Raw genomic sequence first — 22,351 nt, 5'->3', positions numbered from 1 at the left:
CCGCTCAATGCTTGCGGGCCAGCTGCTCGCCAGCCTCGCGCAGATGCGGCGCGAGCAGCGCCATCTCCGCTTCCAGCTCGGCCAGGCACTGGGCGGCACGCTGCGCATCGAAGGGCCTGGCCTCCGCGATGCGCTGCAGCCGCAAGGCGATGCTCGCGGCAGGCTCGGCCGCGAAGGCCAGCAGCAGCCCCTTCATCGAATGCGCGTGGCGGGCGAGGTCGTGCGCTGCCTCGGAGGCGATGGCCTGGTGGAAGGCCTCCACCTCGCGCGGCCACTCGTCGAGGAAGGGCAGGGCGATGATCTCCACCGTCTGCGCATCCGCCTGCTTGAGCGATTCGCGATAAGCCGCGCTGCGGTCGGCGCCCTCGCGGCCTTGCGCCAGGTGGCGCTCCAGCGTGTGCCACAGCTTGCTCGCGCGCAGCGGTTTGCTGAGGTAGTCGTCCATGCCCGCGGCCATGCAGGCTTGCCGGTCGGCTTCCATCGCGCTGGCGGTCAACGCGATGACGGGCGTGCGCCGGCGGCCGTCGGCCAGCTCCGCCGAGCGCATGAGCCTCGTGGCGTCCAGCCCGCTCATGCCGGGCATGTGCACGTCCATCAGCACGGCGTCGAAGGGTTGCTGCGCATGCAACGCCACCGCCTGCATGCCGTCGCCGGCCACGGTCACTTCATGGCCCCAGCGGCGCAGCAGCGTCGCGGCCAGCAGCTCATTGACCGCGTTGTCCTCGGCCAGCAGGATGTGCGCCCGCGTGCTCGCTGCCGGCAGCCGCTCGACGACGCCGGCCGAATGGTCCAGGTGCGTGAGGCTGGCATCGACCTCGAAGGGCAGCTCCACCATGAATTCCGATCCCCGGCCGGGCTCGCTGGTCATGGAGATGCTGCCATGCATCAGGTCGCACAGCCTGCGGGTGATGGACAGGCCCAGGCCGGTGCCGCCGAAGCGGCGGGTGATGGAGCCATCCTCCTGCGCGAAGGGCGCGAAGATGTGCATCTGCTTGTCCACCGGGATGCCGATGCCGGTGTCGCGCACCACCAGCCTCAGGCGCCGGCCATCGGGCGCGTCGGACACGCTCGCGTCCTGCACCGCCACCAGCACCTCGCCCGCCTCGGTGAACTTCACGGCGTTGCTCAGCAGGTTGTTCAGGATCTGCCGCACGCGCCCCGGGTCGCCCACGATGATCGAGGGCAACGTGCGGTCCAGGTCCAGCGTGAGCGACACGCCGCGCTCGGCCGCCTTGTGCGCCATCGGGCGCAGCGTCTCCAGCAGCAGCCGCTCCAGCTCGAAGGGCACGTGCTCCACGCTCATCTTGCCGGCCTCGATCTTCGAGAAGTCGAGGATGTCGTTGATGATGGACAAGAGCGAGTTGGCCGACGATTTCACGATGCCCAGGTACTCGCGCTGCTCGCCATCGAGCTGGCTTTCGAGCACGATGTCGGTCATGCCCATGATGCCGTTCATCGGGGTGCGGATCTCGTGGCTCATGTTGGCGAGGAACTCGCTCTTCATGCGGCTGGCGCTCTCGGCGGCTTCCTTGGCGGCCAGCAGCGCGCGCGTGGCTTCCTTCTGGTCGGTGATGTCCACCAGCGTGCCCACCAGCCCGGTGATCTCGCCGCGGCTGTTCTTGATCGCCGCCTTGTTCGCCATGCACACCACCTCGCGGCCGTGGCGCAAGGTGGCGTCGAACTCGTAGTGCACGGGTTCGCCGGCCGTGATGACCTGCTCGTCCGTCCTGGGGTGCACCGGATTGACCGGCCCGGGCTGCGACTCTTCCACCCGCCGGCCCAGGAGCCGTTCCGCCTGCACGCCGAACATGTCGCAATACGCGCGGTTGACCCGCACGTAGCGCCGCTCGCGGTCCTTCACGAAGAGGGGCAGGGGGATGCTTTCCACCAGCGCATCGATGAAGGCCAGTTGCTCGTTGAGCCGGTCGGTGGCCAACTTCAGCTCGCTCACGTCGGTGCAGATGGAAATGAACTTGACGATGTTTCCGGCGGCGTCCTTGATGGGCGCGATGGTGGCCTGCACCCAGAAGTGCCGCCCGCCCTTGCCCAGGTTGCAGAACTCGCCGTTCCACACCTGGCCGGCGCGCATCTGCGTCCACATGGCCTTGAAGAACTCGCGCGGCTGCACCTGCGCGGCCAGCACGTTGTGCGACTGGCCGATGAGCTCGTGCGCCTCGTAGCCGCTGATGCGGCAAAAGCGCTCGTTGACCTTGGTGAACACGCCGTTCGCATCGGTCACGCACACGATGGCGTGGTCGTCCAGCGAGACCTGCAGGTTGTGCAGTTCGGCCCGCTCCGCCGCGAGCTGCGCCTCCAGTTCGGCGATTCGCTGGGCAGGCGTGAACTGCATGGTGTGACTAGTCCGGGAATTGCGCCCGGATGGCGACCACCTCGTCCCAGCCCTTGACGAAGGCGGCGACGCAGCGCGGGTCGAAGTGGCTGCCGCTGTGCTGCTCGACGTAGGCGCGCGAGTCCTGCAGCGGCCAGGCCTGCTTGTAGGGCCGGTGCGAGTTGAGGGCGTCGAACACGTCGGCCACGGCCACGATGCGGCCGCCCAGCGGGATCTGCTCGCCCTTCAGGCCGCGCGGGTAGCCGCTGCCGTCGAACTTCTCATGGTGGGTCTCGGCGATCTCGCAGGCCAGCTTGAGCAGCGGCGAATCGGTGTCGGCCAGGATGCGCCCGCCGATCTCGGCATGCTGGTGCATCACCGCCAGCTCGTCGCCGTCGAGGCGGCCCTTCTTGAGCAGGATATGGTCGGGCGTGCCCAGCTTGCCCACGTCGTGCATCGGGGCGGCGGTGAGCAGGGCCTGGGCGTAGCTTTCGGGTTCGCCCATCTGCCGGGCGATGAGGGCGGCGTAGTGCGCCATGCGCTGGATGTGGCCACCGGTCTCCGGGTCGCGGAATTCGGCGGCGCGGCTGAGCCGCACGATCAGGTCGCGCTCGCGCAGCAAGATGGCCTCGGTGGCCTTGCGCACCTCGTCGGCCAGCAGCGCGGCGCGGTCGCGCAGCAGGTTCTGCGCCTGGCGCAGCTGCAGCAGGTTGCGCAGCCGCAGCTTGATCTCGGTGGAGTCGACCGGCTTGGTGAGGAAGTCGGTGGCGCCGATCTCCAGCGCGCGCCGCCGCACGTCGTTCTGGCCGGTGGCCGTGACCATCACCACCGGCACGTCGGCCAGGTGCGGGGTGGCCCGCACGGCCTCGATGAACTGGTGGCCGTCCATGCGCGGCATCATGAAGTCCACCACGATGAGGTCGGCGCCGTGCTCGCGGCACCACTCCAGCCCGGTGACGGGATCGTCAAAGCGCAGCGGTTCCAGCCCGGTCGCGGAACGGGCCAGCGCGGCCATCAGCATGAGGTTGACCGCGTTGTCGTCGACGATGACGATGTTCATGCGTCAATGATGACGCGGCGCCGCCCAAAAGCCCATGAAATCGGAATGGGGGATTCCCGAACAAGCGGCAGGGCGCGTTACTGAAAGTTGGCCAGCAGCCGCTCCAGGGCCATGGTGAACGGCACCTGCATCATGGGCAGCGTGAGCAGCACGCCCACCAGGCCCACGCCCAGGGTGATCGGGAAACCGATGGCGAAGATGTTCATTTGCTGTGCCACGCGGGAAATGATTCCCAAGACCAGGTTGACGAACAGCAGCATGGCCACCAGCGGCAGGGCGATCCACAGGCCGAGCCGGAAGATCTCCACCCCCCAGACCTGCGGCTGCACGGCGCGCAGGAAGGCGAAGGGCTCGGGGCCGACCGGGAAGGCGCTGAAGCTCTGCACCACGGCGGAGATGAGCAGCAGGTGGCCGTTGATGACGATGAACAGCCAGCTCACCGAGATGCCGAAGAACTTGCTGACGGCCGTGGCCTCGCCGCCGGTCATCGGGTCGAAGAAGCCGGCGAAGTTCAGGCCCATCTGCAGGCCGATGAGTTCACCGGCGAACTCGATGGCGGCGAAGACGATGCGCGCCGCAAACGCGATGGTCAGGCCGATGAGCATCTGCTGGATGACCAGCAGCAAGGCCAGGGCCGAATCCAGCCGCACCTCGGGCATGGCCGGCAAGGAAGCCTGCGCGCAGATGGCGATGAGGAAGGACAGGGCGACGCGCACGCGCACCGGCACCGAGCGCTGACCCAGCACCGGCATGGCGCCGAACAGGGCGAGGATGCGGATGAACGGCCACAGGATGGGCGTGATCCACGCCAGCACCTGGGCTTCGGTGAAGGTCAGCATCGCGCCGGGCGCGGCCTCAGCCGACGACGGTCGGGATGGACTGCAGCGTGCGCTGGATGTACTCCACCAGCGTGTTCAGCATCCACGGCCCGGCGATGGCCAGCACCGCCACCGCGGCAACGATCTTGGGCACGAAGGACAGCGTGGCTTCATGGATCTGCGTGGCCGCCTGGAAGATGCTGACCAGGAGGCCCACCACCAGCACGGTGAGCAGCACCGGGGCGGAGACCATGAGCAGCATGTACAGGCCTTGCTGGCCAAAGGTGAAGACGGCTTGCGGATCCATGGGGTGTCGAAGTCGTGGAATCAGGTGGCGAAACTGGCGGCCAGCGAACCCAGCAGCAGGTTCCATCCGTCGGCCAGCACGAACAGCATCAGCTTGAAGGGCAGGGCCACGAGCACGGGGCTCAGCATCATCATGCCCAGGCTCATCAGCACGCTGGCCACGATCATGTCGATGATCAGGAACGGGATGAAGATGAGAAAGCCGATCTGGAAGGCGCTTTTCAGCTCGCTGGTCACGAAGGCGGGCACCAGCACCTTGAAGGGCACGTCGGCGGCCTTCACGCTGGAGTCGACCTTGGCGAGCTTGGCGAAGAGCATCACGTCGGCCTGGCGGGTCTGCTTGAGCATGAAGGCGCGCATGGGCACCTCGCCGCGCCTGAGCGCCTCGTCGAAGCCGATCTTGTTCTCCGAATACGGCTGGTAGGCCTCGGCGTACACCTTGTCGATGGTCGGGCTCATCACGAAGAAGGTGAGGAACAGGCTCAGGCCCACGACCACCTGGTTGGGCGGCGCCGCCTGCGTGCCGATGGCCTGGCGCATGAGGCTCAGCACGATGACGATGCGCGTGAAGCCAGTCATCAAGAGCAGCACCGCCGGCAGGAAGCTCAAGGCGGTGAAGAACAGCAGCGTCTGGATGGGCACCGAGTAGCTGTTGCCGCCGGCGCCCTGGCCCACCAGCAGCGGCAGGCTCGCGTTGCCGGCGCTTTGCGCTAAAGCTGCGCAAGGAATGGCCGACAACACCGACAGGCCGGCGATGAGCGCGGCGCGTCGCACGGGGCGCGAAAAAAGAACTCGTTCAGCGCTCACCGGCTTGCCCCTTGTCCTGGCGCAGCTTGCCCAGCAACTGCGCGAAGGGCAGCGGCGGATGCGCGGGGTTGGCCGGCGGCACGGCGTCGTCCTGCGGCGCCATCGAATGCAGCGTGGAGATGCTTTGCGGTGTGACGCCCAGCACCAGCCAGCGGCGCTCCTCGCCCGTGCCGACTTCGACGGTCACGATGCGCTGGTTCTGCGAAATGGGCAGGCTGGCGATGCTGCGCATCACGTGGCCGGTGGTGGCACCGCCCATGGGCGTGCGCTTGAGCAGCCACAGCGACAGGGGAATCATCGCGAGGATCGCGATGAACCACATCAATGAAGTGAATCCGGTGGAAGCCAACATCAACCCCGGCTCAGGCGGCGCATGCGCTCGGAAGGCGTCACGATGTCGGTGAGGCGGATGCCGAACTTGTCGTTCACCACCACCACTTCACCCTGCGCGATCAGGTAGCCGTTGACCAGCACGTCCATCGGCTCGCCGGCCAGCGCTTCGAGTTCCACGACGGAACCTTGCGCCAGCTGCAGGATGTGCTTGATCGGGATGCGCGTGCGACCCAGTTCCACCGTGAGCTGCACGGGGATGTCCAGGATCATGTTGATGTCGTTGCCCGCCGTCGAGCCCGGTGTGGGCGAGAAGTTGGCGAACTGCGCCGGCGCGACCGACTCGGCCTGCGTCTGCACTTCGGTGGCGACGGATGAAGCGGGTGCGGCTTCGGCGAGCGCGGCAGCCCATTCGGCGGCCATCGCGTCCTCGGGGCTCATCTCCGGGGCGGCGGAATTGTCAGGCGACATTCTGGTCTCCAAGCCAGCCGAGGTTCGAGCTGGTCAACAGTTGATCGATCTTCAAGGCGTACTTGCCGTTGGAGGTGCCGTAGTGGCAATCGAGGATGGGCACGCCGGCCACCTTGGCCTGGATGCCGGGTTGCAGGTCCAGCTCGATGAAGTCACCGGGCTTGAACGAGAGCAGTTGTTCGACGGTGGCGTCGGCGGTGGCGAGCTCGGCCACGAGGTCCACCTCGGCCGACTGGATCTGCTGCTTGAGCAGGTTCACCCAGCGGCGGTCGGGTTCGTTGCTGTCGCCCTGGATGGTCGAATACAGCACATCGCGGATGGGTTCCAGCGTCGAGTACGGAATGCAGAAGTGGATGGTGCCGGTGGTGTCGCCGATTTCCAGCTGGAAGCTGGTGGCGACCACGATTTCGCTCGGGGTGGCGATGTTGGCGAACTGCGGCTGCATCTCCGAGCGCTGGTATTCCAGCTCCAGCGGGTAGATGCCGGTCCAGGCTTTCTTGTACTCGGTCGTCACCACTTCCACCAGGCGCGTGATGATGCGCTGCTCGGTGGGCGAGAAGTCGCGACCTTCGATGCGGGTGTGGTACTTGCCGGCACCGCCGAACAGGGCGTCGATCACGGCGAACACCAGCGTCGGGTCGCACACGATCAGGCCCGAGCCGCGCAGCGGACGCACGCTCACGATGTTGAAGTTGGTCGGCACCACGATCTCGCGCAGGAAGGCGCTGTACTTCTGCACCTTGATCGGGCCGATGGAAATTTCCGGGCTCTTGCGGATGAAGTTGAACAAGCCGATGCGCACGTTGCGTGCGAACCGCTCGTTGATGATTTCCATCGTGGGCATGCGCCCACGGACGATGCGTTCCTGGCTTGCGAGGTTGTAGTCGCGTACGCCGCCGGTCTCGACCTCTTCCTGCTCGAGCTTCTGGCTTTCGCCGGTGATGCCTTGCAGCAGGGCATCGACTTCGTCTTGCGAGAGGATCTGTTGGTTCATCAGTCGCTCACTGGATGATGAAGCTGCTGAAATGGACGCGGCGGACCGGGCTGTCGTCGATCGAGGTCTTGCCCGCACCCTTGGGCTCGCCTTCCATCGCGAGCTCGATGCCCAGCGGGCGCACGGCCTCGCGGGTGATCTCGTTGGCCAGCTGCTCCTTGCCCTTGCGGGTCAGGAGTTCCTGGGAAGTCTTCTGCGCCAGCACCATCAGCACGCCGTTGCGGATGGCGGGCATGTAGGCCTTGAGCTGGTCGGCCACCTTGGCGTCGGACAGCTCCAGCGTCAGGCCCACCTGGGCATAGCGCTCCTGGTCCTTGTCGGCCAGGTTGATGACGAAGGGGTCCAGCGGCAAGAAGGTGGGCGGGCCATGGTGCTCGTCCTTCTTCTTTTCGGCCTCGGCGTGGGCGTTGGGGGCGGCTTCCTCATCGCCTTCCTCGGCGGCGGCAGCAGCCGCGGCCGCTGCTTCGGCGGCCTTCTTCTTTTTCCACATGAAGGCGCCGCCACCCGCGGTACCGGCCAACAGCACGGCCGCCGCGATGATGATGATCAGCTTCTTCTTGCCCTTCTTGGGCGCGGGCGCTTCGACGGCGTCTTCGACGGTCTCGGCGGCGGCTGCGGACATCTGTTTCTCCTTGAAATCGCGCCGTCAACGGCTCGGGCCGTCACGGTGCGTGGCATGGAGAAATTGTCGATTTCGCCGCCGAAATGGATTCGGCGATAAAGGGGGGGAATCGGGCGTTGACTTCGCTCTCCCGCGCCGGGGAGAGCAGCGCTCAGGCGTACAGGTCCACGCCGCCTTGTGACATCTTCACGGTGGCGCGGCGCACCGGCGCGGCGGTTTCGGCCGGGCCCGAGATGCGGCGCGAACCGTTGGAGCCGCCCTGGCGGCTGCCGTCCCGGTCGCCCTGGCCTTGCGATGCGGAATGCTGCGATACCCCGCCGCCAGCCAGCGTGAAACCGGCGTCGCGCAGGGCCGAGGCCAGCTCCGGCAGGCCGGATTCGATGATCTGGCGGGTGGTCATGGAGTCGGCGCCGAAATCCACCTGGGCGCGGGTGCCGTCCAGGGCGATCTGCACGGAGATCGGGCCCATCTCGGCCGGATTCAGGTGAAGCTCGGCATGCTGCACGCCATCGCGGGCCAGCACGCTGACCTGCACGCCCAGCGTTTCAGGGAAATCCGGGGAGGTCACCGGGGTCGGCACGTCGACCGCCACGGGGGCGGACGAGACGACTTCCTGCCGGATGGGCGAATGCACCCCACCCACGTGGCCGGCAGCGCCGGCCTCACGCACGCCAGGCAGCTCGAAGTGCGGCTGTTCGATGCGCTCCTGCATCTGGCCGACGGCGAGCTTGGCGGCATCTTCAGCCGGCCTGGCCTGCTGCGATTCGCTGGCCAGTGCGCGGGCGAAGGGGGACTCTTTCTTGGCATCGGCGGTGCCGATGCCCGGCTTGTCTTGCTTGTCGCCCACGGCCGGTGTGGGCAGGCTGGCGCCGGTTGGCGCAGCCGCTTGTGTGCCGCCGGGCAGGGCGGGCAGCTTCACGGCGGCATCGGCGCCGTCGGTGGACGCTGCAGTGCCGGCCGGCACGGGGGCGGCCGGCTGAGGCGCGGGATTCATCTGCGCGGCCAGTTCGGCAGTGCCCGGTTCGGTCTTGTCATCCTTCGTCTCGGCGACCGGCTTGGCGTCCACCTTCGCGGCGTCCGCGGCTTCAGGCTTAGCAGCGTGCCCCAGCTTGCCGATGGTGCTGTCGCGTCCCTTGGCGGCCAGCTTGGGCTGGTTGCGTGCCGGACCGCGGCGGGCCGATGCGCAGGCTTCCTCGGAGGCGCTCGTGTCCTCGCTGGGCGCGGCTTCATCGCTGGCATCCGCCTTTTTCTCGGCGGTCTCGGGCTTCTTCGGCTCTTCCTGGTGCGACTGCACTTCAGGCGGACGCTCGGCGGGCTGCTTCTGAGCGGCCAGCATCTTCGCGAAGGAGTTGTCCTCGCCCTGGGCACCGTTGGCGCTGGGCGTGGCCGGCGTGAAAGGCAGCGGCGAGGCGTTGGACGTGCTGGCGATCTGCATGGAAGCTCGACTCGGGTGAGGTGTTCGGTGTCGATATCACAGGAAGGAGGACGGCATCAGGCCGCGCGCGGCAGGCCCAGGCCGAAGGGCGAGCCATTCGCACCCCAGGCCATGCGCGAGCCGAACTCGTCGGTCTGCTTCTGTTCCTGGCGATCGGCCGACAGGCGCAGCTCCTGCTGGCGGCGCTCGATCAGCTTGCGCACCGAGGCCACGCGCAGTTCCTCTTCGGTGAGCTTGGCGCGGGTGCGTTCCATCTGGGTCTGGGCGTAGGCGGCGACGCGCTCTTGCTGCTCCACGGCCTGCGTCAGCCGGTCCATGAAGCCGCGGTAGCAGTGCACGAGCTCGATGCGGCCTTCGGTGCGGAACTGGTTGGACCAGCGGTTCTCGTACTCGCGGCGGTAGGCCAGCAGCTGTTCCACTTGCGCGGCGGCGGTCTGGTGGGCTTGCGCCGCGGCCTGTGCCTCGGCCCAGGCCTGGTCGCGTTCGCGTTCGGTCTGTGTCAGCAGGGAGAACAGCGGTTGCATCGGGTTCATGGGTCGTACTCCTTGTCAGCTTTCTAGCTGTTGACGATGGCGCGCAGCTGGCTGACGCTCTTGGCCAGCGGGGCGCATTCATGCATGTTCTGCTGCAGCATCCCCACCATCGTGGGATGCAGCCGCACGGCGAGGTCCAGCTCCGGGTCGTGGCCGGGGGCGTAGGCGCCGAGCTGGATGAGGTCGCGCGCCTTGTTGAAGCGGGCGTAGATCTGGCGGAAGCGGCGCGAAGCCTCCACGTGCTGGCTGTCGGCCACGCTGGTCATCACGCGGGAGATGGACTTCTCCACGTCGATGGCGGGGTAGTGCCCGGCCTCGGCCAGCTCGCGCGACAGCACGATGTGGCCGTCCAGGATGCCTCGGGCCGCATCGGCGATCGGGTCCTGCTGGTCGTCGCCTTCGCTCAGCACGGTGTAGAACGCTGTGATGGAGCCGCCGCCGGCGGCGCCGTTGCCGCTGCGCTCCACGAGCTGCGGCAGCTTGGCGAAACAGCTGGGCGGGTAGCCCTTGGTGGCAGGCGGCTCGCCGATGGCCAGGGCGATCTCGCGCTGCGCCATCGCGTAGCGGGTGAGCGAATCCATCAGCAGCAGCACATGGGCGCCGCGGTCGCGGAAGTGTTCGGCAATCGCGGTGGCGTAGTTGGCGCCCTGCATGCGGGTCAGCGGCGGCGCATCGGCGGGCGCCGCCACGACGATGGAGCGGCGCAGGCCTTCCTCGCCGAGGATGTCTTCGATGAATTCCTTGACTTCACGGCCGCGCTCGCCGATCAGCCCGACCACGATCACGTCGGCTTCGGTGTAGCGGGCCATCATGCCCAGCAGCACCGACTTGCCCACGCCGGTGCCGGCGAACAGGCCGATGCGCTGGCCGCGGCCCACGGTGAGCATGCTGTTGATGGCGCGCACGCCGGTGTCCAGCGGACGGCGCACGGGGTCGCGGTCCATGGCGTTGATGGGGCGGCGGATCAGCGGCTCGTTGTGCACCTGCTCGATCGGGCCCTTGCGGTCGATGGGCTGGCCGGTGGAGTCGACCACGCGGCCCAGCAGGCCGTCGCCCACCGGCAGGTGCAACGTGCGGTCTTCGCTGCGGCGCCAGGGGTGGCGGTGTTCACCGAGACGCATCGGCACCACCGGCGCCTGCTTGGGCACCACGCGCGCGCCGCTGGCCAGGCCATGCACGTCGCCCGTGGGCATGAGGTAGGCGCGGTCGCCGTTGAAGCCGACCACCTCGGCCAGCACCGGCGGCTGGCCGGGCTGGCGCACTTCGCAGACGGAACCGACCGGCACGCGGATGCCGGCGGCCTCCAGCACCAGGCCGGCCACGCGCACCAGCAGGCCTTGCGTTTCCAGCGGCGAGCGGTCGTTGGGAAAGGATTCGAGGTCCGCGAGGTAGCGGTGCCACCGTTCGGCGGTGGCCAGGGCGTGTTCTTCGAGCGGCGACGAAATCATTCGTTGTCCTCTGCGGCATCTGTCCAGGGCTCTTCGACGCCGATGGAGGCGACGGCGCGCTTCCAGCGGGCGGCGACGCTCGCGTCGATCACGCCGATGTCCGATTCCACGAGGCAGCCGCCGCGTGCAATGGAGTGGTCGGCCAGCAGGCGGGCGCCGCGCTCTTGCAGCACGTCGTGGGCGCCTTGCGCCACCAGCGGGTGGTCGTCGGGGTGCACGCGCACGGTGATCTGGCGGGCGCTCATCAAGAGCGTGTCCAGCGCTTCCTGCGCCACCTGGGCCACGAGTTCGGGGCGGGCGGTCAGCTCGGTACGCACGATCTGGCGGGCCAGGTGCGTGGCGCTCACGGCGAGTGCGCGCGCCATGTCCTGCTGCAGGGCGTCCAGCTCCTGGCCGTAGGAGTGGGTGAGCTGGCCGATCTGCGCCGTCATTTGCACGGCGAAGCTCTGCTTGAACTGTTCAAGGGCAGCCAGGCCGTCGCGGTAGCCGTCCTGGTAGCCGCTCTGGCGCGCAGCCTTGAGCTGCGCGGCGATGTCGGGCACCGGCGGCTTCTCGGGCTCGGGCGGCGGGGCGCGGAACACGCCCGACTGCGGCTGTTGCGGCTGCTGCCCGCCTTCACCCGCGAGGTTGCCCGGGTTCCAGGTCGCGAAGGAGCCCAGCTCCTCGCGTGGGATGAAGCGCGCGTAGGGCGATGCCGCCTTGCTGCCCTCGGGCGGCGGCACGTTGCGGAACTGCGGCTTGGGCTTAGAGGTACTCATCGTCGCCACCGCCGCCCAGAACGATCTGGCCTTCGTCGGCCAGGCGGCGGACGATCTTCAGCATTTCCTTCTGTTCCGATTCGACCTCGGACACGCGCACCGGGCCGCGCGACTCCAGGTCCTCGCGCAGCGTCTCGGCCGCGCGGGTGGACATGTTGCGGAACACCTTCTCGCGCATCTCCGGCGTCGCGCCCTTGAGCGCGATGACCAGCGACTCGGACTGCACCTCCTTCAACAGGGCCTGGATGCCCTTGTCGTCGATCTTCTCCAGATCGTCGAAGGTGAACATGTTGTCCATGATCTTCTGCGCGAGCTCGTTGTCGGCCTCCCGGATGTAGTCCAGCACCGCCGTCTCGACGCTCGCGCCCATCATGTTGATGATTTCGGCGGCGGGCTTGACGCCTCCCAACGACGCCTTTCGCAGCTTGTCGCCGCCTGCGAGCACCTTGCTCATCACCTCGTTCAGGTCCTTGAGGGCGGACGGCTGGATGCCGTCCAGCGTGGCGATGCGCACCAGCACTTCATTGCGCTGGCGCTCGGTGAACACCTTCAGCACCGACGAAGCCTGCTCGTAGTCCAGGTGCACGAGGATGGCCGCGACGATCTGCGGATGCTCGTTGCGCAGCAGCTCGGCCACCGAGCCTGCGTCCATCCACTTCAGGCTTTCAATGCCGCTGATGTCGCTGCCTTGCAGGATGCGGTCGATCAGCAGGTTGGCCTTGTCTTCGCCCAGCGCCTTGCGCAACACGGTCTTCACGTACTCGTCGGTGTCGGACACCAGCAGGCTCTGGTCGCTGGCCAGCACGGTGAACTTGTCCAGCACGCCGTCCACGCGCTCGCGCGAGACGGCCTTCATCTTGGCGATGGTCTCGCCCAGGCGCTGCACTTCCTTCGGAGCCAGGTGCTTGAAGACCTCGGCGGCTTCTTCCTCGCCGAGCGACATCAGCAAGATGGCGGCGTCTTCCACGCCTTGATCGTCCATGGAGGTGCTCATGGCTTAGACCGTCTCTCCGCTGACCCAGCCGCGCACGATGCTCGCGACAGCCGCGGGGTTTTCCTTGGCCAGCAGGCGGGCACCTTGCAACTGCTCGGTCACGCGCGGCGGCTCCAGGGCCTTGGGCGCGGCGGGCAGGATGTCGTCGTCGGCCACCACGTTCAGGTTGGCGCCGGGCACCGGTGCGGGGGGCGCGAGCAGGGCTTTCAGCGCAGGGCGGATGAGGCCGAAGAACACGATCATCGCCACCAGCGCGAGGCCCGCGGGCACAGCGCCGGCGCGCAGCATGTCGATCACCTCGGGCTGCTTCCACCAGGGCATGTCGTTCTTGGTGATGGTCTCGGCCTTGAACGGCGCGTTGATGACCTTGACCGAGTCGCCGCGCTCCTTGCTGAAGCCGATGCTTTCCTGCACCAGGGCGGTCAGCTTCTCCATCTCGTCGGCCGTCAAGGCCACGTAGGTGGTCTTGCCCTTGGCGTCGGTGACGGCGCGGTTGTTCACCACCACCGCGGCGTTCAGGCGCTTGACGGTGCCGGTGGCGTTGCGGGTGACGCGCACGGTCTTGTCGACTTCGTAGTTGGTCACCGCGTCGCGGCGGCTGTTGTTCGTGGCGCCGGCGCCTTGGGCGGCCTGCAGCGGCTGGGCGGCGCCGGTGATGGGCGCGGTGGCCGGCACGGGCGGCTGGTTGGACGCCGCACCCGGGATGCCGCTGGGCTGGGCCGCGGTGCCGCCGGACTGCTCGGTGGTCTGCTGGCTGCGGATGGTGGGGCTCGCGTCCTTGCCCTGGTTGGGCTTGAACTCCTCGCTGGTGGCTTCGATCTGCGAGAAATCCACGTCGGCCGTCACGGTGGCACGCAGGTTCTCGCGGCCGACCACCGGCTCGAGCAGATCGAAGATGCGCTTGCTGTAGCCGGTCTCGATCTGGTTGACGTATTGCAGCTGCTGGGCGTCCAGGCCCGCGCCGTTGTTGCCTTCGGAAGACGAGAGCAGGGCGCCGGTCTGGTCCAGCACGCTCACCGCCTTGGGGTTCATCTCCGGCACGCTGGAAGAGACCAGGTGCACGATGCCGGCGATCTGCGAGCGGTCCAGCGTGCGGCCGGGGTGCAGGGTGAGCAGCACCGAGGCGCTGGGCTTTTGCTGTTCGCGGAAGAAGCCGTTCTGGTTGGGCAGGGCCAGGTGCACGCGGGCACTTTGCACGGCGGCCAGGGCGGTGATAGAGCGGGTGAGCTCGCCTTCCAGGCCGCGCTGGAAGGTCAGGCGTTCCTGGAACTGGGTCTGGCCGAAGCGGGCGCTGTCCATCAGCTCGAAGCCGGCGACCGAACCCTTGGGCAGGCCGGCGGCAGCCATCTTCAGGCGCACGTCGTACACCTTGGCGGCCGGCACGAGGATCGCGGCGCCGCCGTCAGCGTGCTTGTAAGGCACATTCATCTGGGAGAGCTGGGCGATGATGGCGCCGCCGTCCTTGTCGGACAGGTTGGCGTACAGCACCTTGTAGTCGCCGTCGCGGCTCCACAGCGTCATGGCGAGCACCACGCCCACGAGCGCGGCGAGCCCCAGGCCCAGCGCGAACTTGCTCTTGGCGGGCAGGGCGGCCAGGCGTGCACCGAATCCGTCGCCGGCTTCGGCCACCACACCCGGGTTCTTCATGGCGATTGCGTTGTCCATCGTTCGTTGCTGCTGGTGATTCCCTGGGGGCCAGAACATCGACCCATGGCCCCCAGACGCGGAGGCCCTCGATGGACAGGATTGTTCCGAACTTGAGGGTTGGGGAACGGGCGAGAAAGGCGGGAAAGGCGGCTTGTTTCCAGCCGTGACCGGCCCGGGCGATGGCCGGGTCGCCAGCGTGGGATTGAGGGGTGTTCGGGGTGCTTTTCGACGCTTTGGCGGGCTCAAGCCGCCCTAGGATCGTCCGACCGGAAGAGTCTCTTCAGGAGCACCCCATGAACGTCACCCTCAAGCCATTCAACTTCGCCCAGGCCGTGGCCCGTGCCGGCCTGGACACGAATGGCATGCCCATCCAGCAGGGCAAGGCGGTGGAGAAGGGGGACTTCTCTTCGGCGCTGACGAATGCGCTGAAGTCGGTGAGTTCCACGCAGAACAATGCGACCGAGCTGCAGCGCCAGGTGCAGCTGGACAACCCGACGGTGTCCATCGAAGAGACGATGGTGGCGATGCAGAAGGCGCAGATCGGGTTCCAGGCGACGCTGCAGGTGCGCAACAAGCTTGTCCAGGCCTACTCGGACATCATGAACATGTCCGTGTGATTTGGAAGCCCAGCACGTCGCAATTGCCGAGTCGCCTCAGCCGCCGAAGTATCTCCAGCGCCCTTCGGAGACGACATTGACCTTGCCGTCCACGACCTGGATGGCGGTCTGGTCGTCGATTGCATACGACGGGTTGCCGAGCCCCGCGGCCCAACGCTCAGCATGGGCCATGGCGTTTTCCGGGAAGTCCGGGTAGTCGAGGTGAGGAAAGATGGAAAAGTTGACGAGGCCCAGCCCCTTGTCATCGCCCGTGATCGAAGGCTTCATCTCGACAAAGGCTTCACCCACGCGGGGCGTTATGGCCATGCTCCCGGCGCTCAGACCCATCCACGTCTTGCCTGCCAAAGAGGGCAACAGGTCCGCCAAGCCTGACTGGCGCAGCCAGTGGGCCAGGAAAACGGCGTCACCGCCGTCGGCCAGCAGGATGTCGGCGTTGCGCACCCATGTCGTCCATCGTTCGGGGGCGATGTGCGGCAGCACCGTCAGTTCCAGCAGGCCAACTGATTTCCACCCGAGCTCGACCATCGGGCAGGCAGCCTCCCGGCCGCTGACGAAGCGGTAAGCGCCGGTCGGCGTGCCACGGGGATGGCCATAGTGTGCGGTGGGAATGCAAAGCGCGTGACAGTCGGCGATGGGCTTGCCCAGCAGTTCGACCAGCGCTTGATGAATCCTGGCGTTTTTCACACCCGCGGAAGTCAGCAGAAGCTTCATGACTCTCCTTTGGCAGCGTCGGGCGGCGCCGGCATGGCCCCACCTCATCGAACGACGAACGACGGCCCGGGTTTTCGACAGGACTTCCGGGAACCTCCCTCATGAGTTGATGCAGAAACAAGCGAACCGTGGCGCATCTGGATCCTCGGGGAAACCCTGCTGCGGTGGCTGTCGCGTCGCCGCACAGTTCAGCCGATGAGCAAGTACCGAATCCTCTGGGGGCTGGTTGGCGGATTGGCTGCGTGGCTGACCTGCAGCCTGGTGTGGGGCGACGGTGACGACCGCGAGGGCTTCACGCGGGCCGAGTGGGCGACGATCCGTTCGCTGTCGCCCTTGCCGGCGCTGCCTGTGGACACCACCAACAAGTACCGCGACTCGCCGGCGGCGGCTCTGCTCGGACAGAAGCTGTTCTTCGAGCCCCGACTGTCGGGGCCGATCCAGACGGGAACCCCCGCCGAAGGCCAACTCGGCGCCGTCGGCGAGAGCGGCAAGATCGCGTGCCGCAATTGCCACATGCCCGAATCGCGCTGGCTGATCGACATTCGCTCCAACAACGGCGGACCGATTCCGAATGCGACCGCGCTGGGCTCGCTGTGGATGACGCGCAATGTCTCCAGCGTCGTGAACACGGTGTTCTACGTGCATCCGGTGACGAAGGCCCACTGGCGCGAGAACGATGGGTATTCGGACTCTGAATGGTTCGACGCCCAGAGCGAACCGGAAGGACCACCGGTGCAGAACGGCAGCCGATTGCAATTGGCGCACGTGATCTTCGACCACTATCGCGCCAACTACAACCACGCGTTCCCCGAATGGCCGCTGGATCCCGGCTTGGCCGATCACAAACGCTTTCCAGCCACCGGATCGCCCTACACCGACAGTGCCAACTGGAATGGCCTGTCGCCCGGCGACAAGGAGATCGTCAACCGCGTGCTGGTCAACTACGGCAAGGCGATGGAGGCGTATTTGCGCAAGCTGGTCAGCCGTGATGCACCGTTCGACCGCTGGGTGGCCGGCGATCGGCACGCGATCAGCGACGAGGCCAAGAAGGGATTGAAGCTCTTTCTCGGCAAGGCGCAGTGCATTCAATGCCACTACACGCCGATGTTTTCGGACGACGATTTCCACGTCATCGGGCTGAAGATCGACACCACGCTATCGCCGCACGCCGACCCCAACGAAATCGGTCGCGCATTCAACCAGGCGTTGATTTGCGACCCCTCGGTGGCCGGCGGCGACTTCAGTGTCAACGGCCATTTCAGCGACGATCCCACCACCACTCGCAACGGCAACTTCTGTTCGCGTTCCATCCCCGACGGGCTGTGGCGCACCAAGGGCCTGCGCCAGGTGGCGGAGACGGCGCCCTATTTCCGCAGCGGCCAGGCAGCCACGCTGGACGACGTGATCGACTTCTACGACCGCGGCGGCGACCCCGCGGGCACGTTCCGCGGCGGACCGAAGGAGATTCGACCCCTGCACCTGTCGCTGCCCGAGAAGGCCTGGCTGAAGGCCTTCCTGCAAACCCTCACCGGCGAGCCAGTGCCCGAGCAGTACTTGCGCGATTTGCACGACCGGCATTGACACTGCCGCCTGTCGATCGCGACCTGCCTGGAGCAGCACGCTTTCTTCGGACCCTGACGGCCGAGATCCCGTCTCGCACCGGCACTGACCATAGACGCCGGTGGGCCGGGGTAGGCAACTGGGCTACTCTGCGGCGGTGAGGGCCGACAGCGCTCGCGCAAGATCGATTTCGCTCACGCCATCGCCCCGTTTGACCGGTGCCCCAACCAGCGCCGCGGCGCCATCGGTCTTCAGGCGCTTGATCCACGCGCCTGCATGATGGCCATCGTCAAAGCCCTGGCTTTGCAGCAGGACGCGCCCGTCGGCGGCACTCAGCTTGAAGTAGAACCGCCCGTCGGACTCGCGATACTGCTTGAACACTGGCAGCGTAGGCTTCCCCCCTCCCACGGCCTTGGCGTCCGCTGGTAAGACCGTCTGAAAGCGCCGCAGGCCCACAGCCTCACGCAGCTTCGCCAGCAGCGGTGCCGCCAACGCGCGGGCCTTGGTGGCACCTTCCAGCAGCGTGGCCTCGATGCGTTCGGGACGGGCCAGTAGCGCGTCGTACCTCTCGCGCATCGGGCCGATCTCGGAATTGATCAGCTCGACCAGGCGCTGCTTGGCTTCGCCCCAAGCGAGGCCCGCGCGCAGTTCGGCGCGCAACGCGGCCCGCTGCGCCGGCGTTGCAAAGGCGTCGTAGATCGTGACGAGTGCGCTTCCGTCGGGGTCCTTGGGCTCGCCGGGCAGTCGGGAATCGGTGACGATGCGCGCGATCGCCTCACGCAGCGCCTTCTCGCCGCCCTCGAACAAGGGGATCACGTTGTCGTAACTCTTGCTCATCTTGCGGCCGTCGAGGCCGGGAAGCAGTTCCATCTCTGCGTCGATCTGGGCTTCGGGCAGCGTGAAGAAGTCCTGCCTCTGGCCGAACAGATGGTTGAAGCGCTGAGCGAGGTCGCGCGCCATCTCGATGTGCTGCAGCTGGTCCTTGCCCACAGGCACCACGTGGGCGTTGAACATCAGGATGTCTGCGGCCATCAGGATGGGGTAGCTGTACAGGCCCATCGAGATGTTGGCGTCGGGGTCCTCGCCCTCGGCCAGGTTCGCGTCGACTGCTGCCTTGTAGGCGTGAGCCCGGTTCATCTGGCCCTTGCTGGTGACGCAGGTGAGCAGCCAAGTCAGTTCGGGAATCTCGGGGATGTCGCTTTGGCGGTAAAAGATGACCTTGGTCGGGTCCAGGCCCGCCGCCAGCCAAGCGGCCGCGATCTGTAGCCGCGAGCGCTCGATGCGCTGCGGGTCGTCGATCTTGATGAGCGCGTGATAGTCCGCCATGAAGAAGAAGCTCTCCACGTCGGCCTTGCGACTGGCGGTAATGCAGGGACGGATGGCGCCGACGTAGTTCCCAAGGTGCAGCGTGCCGCTGGCGGTAATGCCGGTGAGTACACGGATCGTCATGACGTGATTTTCGCTTGCCGCCAAACGATCGGCTGCTTTGTAGCGACCCATTTGAGGCAGCGAACGTCGCTCAGGGGTCGATATCCGCCCGCCACATGGCCGATGTGACCGTCCAGGTCCATCGACATCCGCGGGCGTGAAATCTCAGCCGATGTACACGGCTACTCCTTGGCCAGCATCCGCTGGCGCTTCTGCGTCTGGTCGATGTAGCGCTGCAGGGCGCGCAGGCCATCGTTGGAGGGGGAGACCATCTCGCACCCCAGGCGCACGCCGTGGGAGTCGGGGTTGATCGAGGTCACGTGCTGCAGGCGCAGCCCGGTGTTGACGCGGGTGTCCGCGTCCAGGTCCACCACCACGCCGTTCATCAGCACGCCGGGGTCCAGCGTGGGCACGTCGTGGGGCAGGAAGAGCGCGCAGCCGCCGATGCTCACGTCGAGCACCCGCAGCGCGAGCTGCATGTCGGGAATCATCGGGTGGCGGAACTTGGCCACCGGCGAGGTGCGCATCATCGGCTGCACGCGAAAGCCGTTGCGGCGCTGGAAGCGGAAGATCTCCTGCGGGAAGCTGCCGTTCAGGGCCACGTCGCGGCCGCTGTGCACCACCATCAGGTTGAGCACGTCGAACTGGATCTTGATGCTGTCCAGGTAACCCACCACCATCGCCTCGTCGCATTCGACGATGGCGTCCAGCTGAGGTTCGTCAGGCAGCACGCTCAGGCTCACGATGCCGCGCTTGGGGTCGATCAGCCACAGCGTGGCGGTAATGGACGTGCCGTTCGGCGCGGTCAGGCTGATGTGGACGTGGCTGTCCGCGAACCGCTTCAGGATCGTGGCGATCTCCGCCTGCGAGTTGATGCGGAAGTCGTCCATGGCGCTGCTCTTGTCCATCGGGCGTGCGGACATCGATGATGTGCTCAGTGCAGGGTCTTGGGGCGGCCGGCCAGCATGTTGTCGAGGTCTTCCAGCCACGGCTCGGCGAGCTGGCGGATCTCGGCGTCGTTGATCAGGATGCGCTGCATGATGCGCGACTTCAGCTGCGCCTCCTCAGGCCCGAGCGACTGCTTGGAGGCCGCATGCTTGAGCTGGGAGATGAGCAAGGCGCAGGCGCCTTCCAGCTTGACCACATGGTCCCAGTTGCCGGCGCGGGCTGCTTCGAGCATGTCCTGGCTGGCTCTCTCGATCGCCTCGTAGTAATTCAGGAGGACGGGGTTCATGTGGGCTCCACTGATAAAGCTGTAGTCGTGCATGAGAACTTCGATTCGAAACGTCAGGCGGCAATCTTCTGGGGCTTGATGGACACCCAGGCGTCGCGCATCGGGGCCAGCAGCTGGGTGCATTCACGCAGGATGGCCGTGTCGTTCTTGAGGTTGGCCTGCGTCAGGCGCAGCAGCACGCAGGCGTACAGGTCCTGCAGCGTGGCCGCCACCTGGCCGCCTTGCTGCATGTCCAGCGCGCCGCGCAGGCCTTCGTCGATGATGAGAACCGCCCGGGCGATCGCCTTGCACTTGGCCGGAACGTCGCCGCGCTCGATGGCGCCCGAGGCCTGGGCGATGGCGCTCAGGGCCCCGTCCAGCAGCATGGTGACCAGCTGGTGCGGGTCGGCGCCTTCCACGCCGGTCTCGACATGAACCTTGCTGTAGGCGTTGGCCTGGCTCTTGAAGGGTGCAAACATGGTGTTCTGCCTGGGTGGTGCGTTGGTGTCTGCTCAGTTATCGGCCACTGGGCGCCAGAACTTGAAGGGAGTCAGGTGGCGGTAATGCGGGGGCCGGACGGGGCTTTTCCAGGCTCAAGTTCCGCGGGGTTTGAAGAAATTGCACATGGACGGCATCCGGGCCCCGAAACGAACCGTGCCCACGCCGGACGCCTTCTTCCTCGAAGGCGCCGGACGTGGGCACGTCCTTCAGTGCCACCCCTTCCTGGGTGTCCGTCAGTTGCCCGAGCTCGTCTGAGCCGCCAGCGCCTTCAGCGACTGGGTCAGCGAGCTGTTAGTCGCGTTGATCTTGCTGAGCGTGGTGTCCAGCGAGCCGTACTGCTTGGTCAGCCGCGCCTGGGTCAGGGCCACGCGGGCTTCCATGTCGTCCTGCTGCTTCTGGTTGCGCGTCACGCTGTCGCGCAGGCTCTGGGTGCGCGTGGTGATGGCACCGCCGCTGCCGATGAGCTGCGTGGCCAGTGCCTTGGCGCGCACGGCGAAGCCCTGCTCGTTCGGATCGGCCGAGGTGGTGCTCATGAAGAGCTTGGAGACTTCGGCCGGGTTGCTGGCCAGGGCCGCGCTCAGCTTGGCGTCGTTGACCTTCATCGTGCCGTCGGTCTGGATTTCCAGGCCCACGTCCGACAGGCGCGAGTACACCAGCGAGGCGCTGCTGTTGTCGGTGAACAGCCTGCGCAGGTTGCTTTGCACGGTCAAGGTGCTGCGATCGCCTTGCAGCGCCGCGGCCTTCTTGGTCGTGGCGTCGTACTTGGTCTGCGTCGTGATGTAGCCGTTCATGTCACTGTACGCCTTGGCGAAATCAGTGATGGCCTTCTTGATCGACGCGGTATCGCGCGAGACGTTCACCTGCACGGGCGAGGTGGTCTCCTTGCCGAGCGTCAGCGTCACGCCTGAAATCACGCCATCCAGTGTGTTCGTGGCCGAGGTGACTGGCAGGCCGTTGACGGTGGCCGCCGCATTCTTGGCGCCTTGGGTCTGCGACATCTGGCCGCTGGAGACCGGCGGGTTGAAGGCCAGTGCCGACAGGCCGGCCGCGTCGGTGTTGTTGCCGTCGTCGTCCGTCGCAGTGATGCGCACGGCGCTCTTGGCGCCGGTGGAGGTCGAGGTCAGCACCAGCTTGGCGCCGCTCGCATCGTTCACGATGGACGCCGTGACGCCGGCGTTGGCCGCGTTGATCTTGGTCTTGATGCCGTCCAGCGTGTTGGAGCCGGCATCGATGGCCACGTCCACCGCAACCTTGCTGGCGTCGGGCGTGAAGGTGGTGAGGCCGTCGTCCCACGAGCCCAGCTCGATGTGCAGGTTGCCCGTGCCCACCGTCGAGGTGCTGGTGGCGAACGGCGTGGCCGAGGCCAGGCTCTGCGCGCGCGCCAGGCTGGTGACGTTGACGAGGTAGTTGGCGGCCGTCGCCGTGTTGGTGGACGACACCGCCACGGCGCTGGCGTCGCTGGAATTGGCGGCGGTGCCGGTCCAGAAGCTCGCCTGGGTGAGCTTGTCGGAAATGTCGCGCAGGTTCGAGGTGTAGCTGGACAGCAGCCCGAACGACGAGAGCTTGGTCTGGATCGTCGAGGCGGCCGACTTCAGGTCGTCGATGGGCTTGCGCTCCAGCGCGACGAGCTGGGTGACGATGCTGTTGACGTCCAGCCCGCTGCCGATGCCTGGTGATGAGAGGGTTGCCATGAACGCTTGATTCCTGCGGTTCTTCGGGCTCTATCGGCGCGCGCGGCCGGAACTTGAGAGCAAAAAAGCCCCTCGCCG

General features: G+C 66.8%; 23 protein-coding genes. 2 read left to right on the top strand and 21 right to left on the bottom strand.

Annotated elements, in window-relative coordinates:
* Positions 1 to 4: 4 nt before the first annotated feature.
* From DZC73_RS10550 to fliF, 15 genes are all read right to left on the bottom strand, one after another.
* A complete protein-coding gene (locus tag DZC73_RS10550; RefSeq protein WP_124540170.1) occupies positions 5 to 2,350 on the bottom strand; it encodes a hybrid sensor histidine kinase/response regulator in 2,346 nt (781 codons plus the stop codon).
* 7 nt (positions 2,351 to 2,357) lie between these two features.
* Positions 2,358 to 3,389 carry an HD domain-containing phosphohydrolase gene (locus tag DZC73_RS10545; protein WP_124540169.1) on the bottom strand — a complete coding sequence of 344 codons (1,032 nt, stop codon included), beginning with the start codon at positions 3,387 to 3,389 and terminating at the stop codon, positions 2,358 to 2,360.
* Positions 3,390 to 3,466: 77 nt separating this feature from the next.
* Positions 3,467 to 4,228, bottom strand: coding sequence for a flagellar biosynthetic protein FliR (gene fliR / locus DZC73_RS10540; RefSeq protein ID WP_124540168.1), 762 nt, complete (start codon positions 4,226 to 4,228; stop codon positions 3,467 to 3,469).
* Positions 4,229 to 4,244: 16 nt separating this feature from the next.
* Positions 4,245 to 4,514: a flagellar biosynthesis protein FliQ gene (gene fliQ / locus DZC73_RS10535; protein ID WP_124540167.1), complete on the bottom strand. Its 270-nt coding sequence runs from the start codon at positions 4,512 to 4,514 to the stop codon at positions 4,245 to 4,247.
* A 20-nt stretch (positions 4,515 to 4,534) separates the two neighbouring features.
* Positions 4,535 to 5,287 carry a flagellar type III secretion system pore protein FliP gene (gene fliP, locus DZC73_RS10530; protein ID WP_124540395.1) on the bottom strand — a complete coding sequence of 251 codons (753 nt, stop codon included), beginning with the start codon at positions 5,285 to 5,287 and terminating at the stop codon, positions 4,535 to 4,537.
* A 22-nt stretch (positions 5,288 to 5,309) separates the two neighbouring features.
* Entirely contained in the window at positions 5,310 to 5,642 is a 333-nt protein-coding gene (locus DZC73_RS10525; RefSeq protein WP_235835068.1) for a FliO/MopB family protein, read from the bottom strand.
* 29 nt (positions 5,643 to 5,671) lie between these two features.
* On the bottom strand, positions 5,672 to 6,121 hold the full coding sequence (gene fliN / locus DZC73_RS10520) for a flagellar motor switch protein FliN (protein ID WP_198414820.1): 450 nt from the start codon (positions 6,119 to 6,121) through the stop codon (positions 5,672 to 5,674).
* Positions 6,111 to 7,115, bottom strand: coding sequence for a flagellar motor switch protein FliM (fliM, locus tag DZC73_RS10515; RefSeq protein ID WP_124540165.1), 1,005 nt, complete (start codon positions 7,113 to 7,115; stop codon positions 6,111 to 6,113). The genes fliN and fliM overlap by 11 nt, the downstream gene beginning before the upstream one ends.
* 7 nt (positions 7,116 to 7,122) lie before the next feature.
* Positions 7,123 to 7,737 carry a flagellar basal body-associated FliL family protein gene (locus tag DZC73_RS10510; protein WP_124540164.1) on the bottom strand — a complete coding sequence of 205 codons (615 nt, stop codon included), beginning with the start codon at positions 7,735 to 7,737 and terminating at the stop codon, positions 7,123 to 7,125.
* A 151-nt stretch (positions 7,738 to 7,888) separates the two neighbouring features.
* Complete coding sequence (locus DZC73_RS10505) at positions 7,889 to 9,172, bottom strand: flagellar hook-length control protein FliK (protein ID WP_124540163.1); 1,284 nt, start codon at positions 9,170 to 9,172, stop codon at positions 7,889 to 7,891.
* Positions 9,173 to 9,228: 56 nt separating this feature from the next.
* The gene (fliJ, locus tag DZC73_RS10500) at positions 9,229 to 9,705 is read right to left on the bottom strand and encodes a flagellar export protein FliJ (protein WP_124540162.1); all 477 of its coding nucleotides are present in this window, start codon (positions 9,703 to 9,705) and stop codon (positions 9,229 to 9,231) included.
* Between the two features lie 23 nt (positions 9,706 to 9,728).
* Positions 9,729 to 11,153, bottom strand: coding sequence for a flagellar protein export ATPase FliI (fliI, locus tag DZC73_RS10495; protein WP_124540161.1), 1,425 nt, complete (start codon positions 11,151 to 11,153; stop codon positions 9,729 to 9,731).
* On the bottom strand, positions 11,150 to 11,911 hold the full coding sequence (locus tag DZC73_RS10490; protein WP_124540160.1) for a FliH/SctL family protein: 762 nt from the start codon (positions 11,909 to 11,911) through the stop codon (positions 11,150 to 11,152). The genes fliI and DZC73_RS10490 overlap by 4 nt, the downstream gene beginning before the upstream one ends.
* Positions 11,898 to 12,893, bottom strand: coding sequence for a flagellar motor switch protein FliG (gene fliG / locus DZC73_RS10485; RefSeq protein ID WP_124540393.1), 996 nt, complete (start codon positions 12,891 to 12,893; stop codon positions 11,898 to 11,900). The genes DZC73_RS10490 and fliG overlap by 14 nt, the downstream gene beginning before the upstream one ends.
* Positions 12,894 to 12,908: 15 nt before the next feature.
* On the bottom strand, positions 12,909 to 14,570 hold the full coding sequence (fliF, locus tag DZC73_RS10480) for a flagellar basal-body MS-ring/collar protein FliF (RefSeq protein WP_124540159.1): 1,662 nt from the start codon (positions 14,568 to 14,570) through the stop codon (positions 12,909 to 12,911).
* Between the two features lie 344 nt (positions 14,571 to 14,914).
* Here fliF and fliE point away from each other — a divergent pair, with 344 nt between their 5' ends.
* Positions 14,915 to 15,169 carry a flagellar hook-basal body complex protein FliE gene (gene fliE / locus DZC73_RS10475; protein ID WP_235835085.1) on the top strand — a complete coding sequence of 85 codons (255 nt, stop codon included), beginning with the start codon at positions 14,915 to 14,917 and terminating at the stop codon, positions 15,167 to 15,169.
* Positions 15,170 to 15,205: 36 nt separating this feature from the next.
* Here fliE and DZC73_RS10470 read toward each other — a convergent pair whose 3' ends face one another.
* Complete coding sequence (locus DZC73_RS10470; protein WP_124540157.1) at positions 15,206 to 15,880, bottom strand: Type 1 glutamine amidotransferase-like domain-containing protein; 675 nt, start codon at positions 15,878 to 15,880, stop codon at positions 15,206 to 15,208.
* A gap of 195 nt (positions 15,881 to 16,075) precedes the next feature.
* Between DZC73_RS10470 and DZC73_RS10465 the strand changes: the two genes are divergently transcribed.
* The gene (locus tag DZC73_RS10465; protein ID WP_124540156.1) at positions 16,076 to 17,461 is read left to right on the top strand and encodes a cytochrome-c peroxidase; all 1,386 of its coding nucleotides are present in this window, start codon (positions 16,076 to 16,078) and stop codon (positions 17,459 to 17,461) included.
* Between the two features lie 123 nt (positions 17,462 to 17,584).
* Here the strand turns inward: DZC73_RS10465 and DZC73_RS10460 are convergent, their stop codons facing one another.
* From DZC73_RS10460 to fliD, 5 genes are all read right to left on the bottom strand, one after another.
* On the bottom strand, positions 17,585 to 18,889 hold the full coding sequence (locus tag DZC73_RS10460) for a tryptophan--tRNA ligase (protein ID WP_124540392.1): 1,305 nt from the start codon (positions 18,887 to 18,889) through the stop codon (positions 17,585 to 17,587).
* 161 nt (positions 18,890 to 19,050) lie between these two features.
* Positions 19,051 to 19,791: a flagellar brake protein gene (locus DZC73_RS10455; RefSeq protein WP_235835067.1), complete on the bottom strand. Its 741-nt coding sequence runs from the start codon at positions 19,789 to 19,791 to the stop codon at positions 19,051 to 19,053.
* Between the two features lie 11 nt (positions 19,792 to 19,802).
* Entirely contained in the window at positions 19,803 to 20,102 is a 300-nt protein-coding gene (locus DZC73_RS10450) for a flagellar protein FliT (protein WP_124540155.1), read from the bottom strand.
* A 53-nt stretch (positions 20,103 to 20,155) separates the two neighbouring features.
* Positions 20,156 to 20,560 carry a flagellar export chaperone FliS gene (gene fliS, locus DZC73_RS10445; protein ID WP_124540154.1) on the bottom strand — a complete coding sequence of 135 codons (405 nt, stop codon included), beginning with the start codon at positions 20,558 to 20,560 and terminating at the stop codon, positions 20,156 to 20,158.
* A 255-nt stretch (positions 20,561 to 20,815) separates the two neighbouring features.
* The gene (gene fliD / locus DZC73_RS10440; protein WP_124540153.1) at positions 20,816 to 22,273 is read right to left on the bottom strand and encodes a flagellar filament capping protein FliD; all 1,458 of its coding nucleotides are present in this window, start codon (positions 22,271 to 22,273) and stop codon (positions 20,816 to 20,818) included.
* Between the last annotated feature and the right edge of the window lie 78 nt (positions 22,274 to 22,351).

Source organism: Rhizobacter terrae, assembly GCF_003852895.1.
Taxonomy (GTDB): Bacteria; Pseudomonadota; Gammaproteobacteria; order Burkholderiales; family Burkholderiaceae_C; genus Albitalea; species Albitalea terrae.
This window is presented reverse-complemented; position numbering and strand designations above follow the sequence as displayed.

What these genes read in the sequence shown, in the direction of transcription:
- fliJ (WP_124540162.1), bottom strand. Translation starts at nt 9,705, where the DNA reads ATGAACCCGATGCAACCGCTGTTCTCCCTGCTGACACAGACCGAACGC.
- DZC73_RS10545 (WP_124540169.1), bottom strand. Translation starts at nt 3,389, where the DNA reads ATGAACATCGTCATCGTCGACGACAACGCGGTCAACCTCATGCTGATG.
- fliE (WP_235835085.1), top strand. Translation starts at nt 14,915, where the DNA reads ATGCCCATCCAGCAGGGCAAGGCGGTGGAGAAGGGGGACTTCTCTTCG.
- DZC73_RS10510 (WP_124540164.1), bottom strand. Translation starts at nt 7,737, where the DNA reads ATGTCCGCAGCCGCCGCCGAGACCGTCGAAGACGCCGTCGAAGCGCCC.
- DZC73_RS10490 (WP_124540160.1), bottom strand. Translation starts at nt 11,911, where the DNA reads ATGAGTACCTCTAAGCCCAAGCCGCAGTTCCGCAACGTGCCGCCGCCC.
- fliM (WP_124540165.1), bottom strand. Translation starts at nt 7,115, where the DNA reads ATGAACCAACAGATCCTCTCGCAAGACGAAGTCGATGCCCTGCTGCAA.
- fliG (WP_124540393.1), bottom strand. Translation starts at nt 12,893, where the DNA reads ATGGACGATCAAGGCGTGGAAGACGCCGCCATCTTGCTGATGTCGCTC.
- DZC73_RS10505 (WP_124540163.1), bottom strand. Translation starts at nt 9,172, where the DNA reads ATGCAGATCGCCAGCACGTCCAACGCCTCGCCGCTGCCTTTCACGCCG.
- DZC73_RS10470 (WP_124540157.1), bottom strand. Translation starts at nt 15,880, where the DNA reads ATGAAGCTTCTGCTGACTTCCGCGGGTGTGAAAAACGCCAGGATTCAT.
- DZC73_RS10550 (WP_124540170.1), bottom strand. Translation starts at nt 2,350, where the DNA reads ATGCAGTTCACGCCTGCCCAGCGAATCGCCGAACTGGAGGCGCAGCTC.
- fliS (WP_124540154.1), bottom strand. Translation starts at nt 20,560, where the DNA reads ATGTTTGCACCCTTCAAGAGCCAGGCCAACGCCTACAGCAAGGTTCAT.
- fliF (WP_124540159.1), bottom strand. Translation starts at nt 14,570, where the DNA reads ATGGACAACGCAATCGCCATGAAGAACCCGGGTGTGGTGGCCGAAGCC.
- DZC73_RS10455 (WP_235835067.1), bottom strand. Translation starts at nt 19,791, where the DNA reads ATGTCCGCACGCCCGATGGACAAGAGCAGCGCCATGGACGACTTCCGC.
- DZC73_RS10450 (WP_124540155.1), bottom strand. Translation starts at nt 20,102, where the DNA reads ATGAACCCCGTCCTCCTGAATTACTACGAGGCGATCGAGAGAGCCAGC.
- fliN (WP_198414820.1), bottom strand. Translation starts at nt 6,121, where the DNA reads ATGTCGCCTGACAATTCCGCCGCCCCGGAGATGAGCCCCGAGGACGCG.
- DZC73_RS10465 (WP_124540156.1), top strand. Translation starts at nt 16,076, where the DNA reads ATGAGCAAGTACCGAATCCTCTGGGGGCTGGTTGGCGGATTGGCTGCG.
- DZC73_RS10525 (WP_235835068.1), bottom strand. Translation starts at nt 5,642, where the DNA reads ATGTGGTTCATCGCGATCCTCGCGATGATTCCCCTGTCGCTGTGGCTG.
- fliI (WP_124540161.1), bottom strand. Translation starts at nt 11,153, where the DNA reads ATGATTTCGTCGCCGCTCGAAGAACACGCCCTGGCCACCGCCGAACGG.
- fliD (WP_124540153.1), bottom strand. Translation starts at nt 22,273, where the DNA reads ATGGCAACCCTCTCATCACCAGGCATCGGCAGCGGGCTGGACGTCAAC.
- DZC73_RS10460 (WP_124540392.1), bottom strand. Translation starts at nt 18,889, where the DNA reads ATGACGATCCGTGTACTCACCGGCATTACCGCCAGCGGCACGCTGCAC.
- fliQ (WP_124540167.1), bottom strand. Translation starts at nt 4,514, where the DNA reads ATGGATCCGCAAGCCGTCTTCACCTTTGGCCAGCAAGGCCTGTACATG.
- fliR (WP_124540168.1), bottom strand. Translation starts at nt 4,228, where the DNA reads ATGCTGACCTTCACCGAAGCCCAGGTGCTGGCGTGGATCACGCCCATC.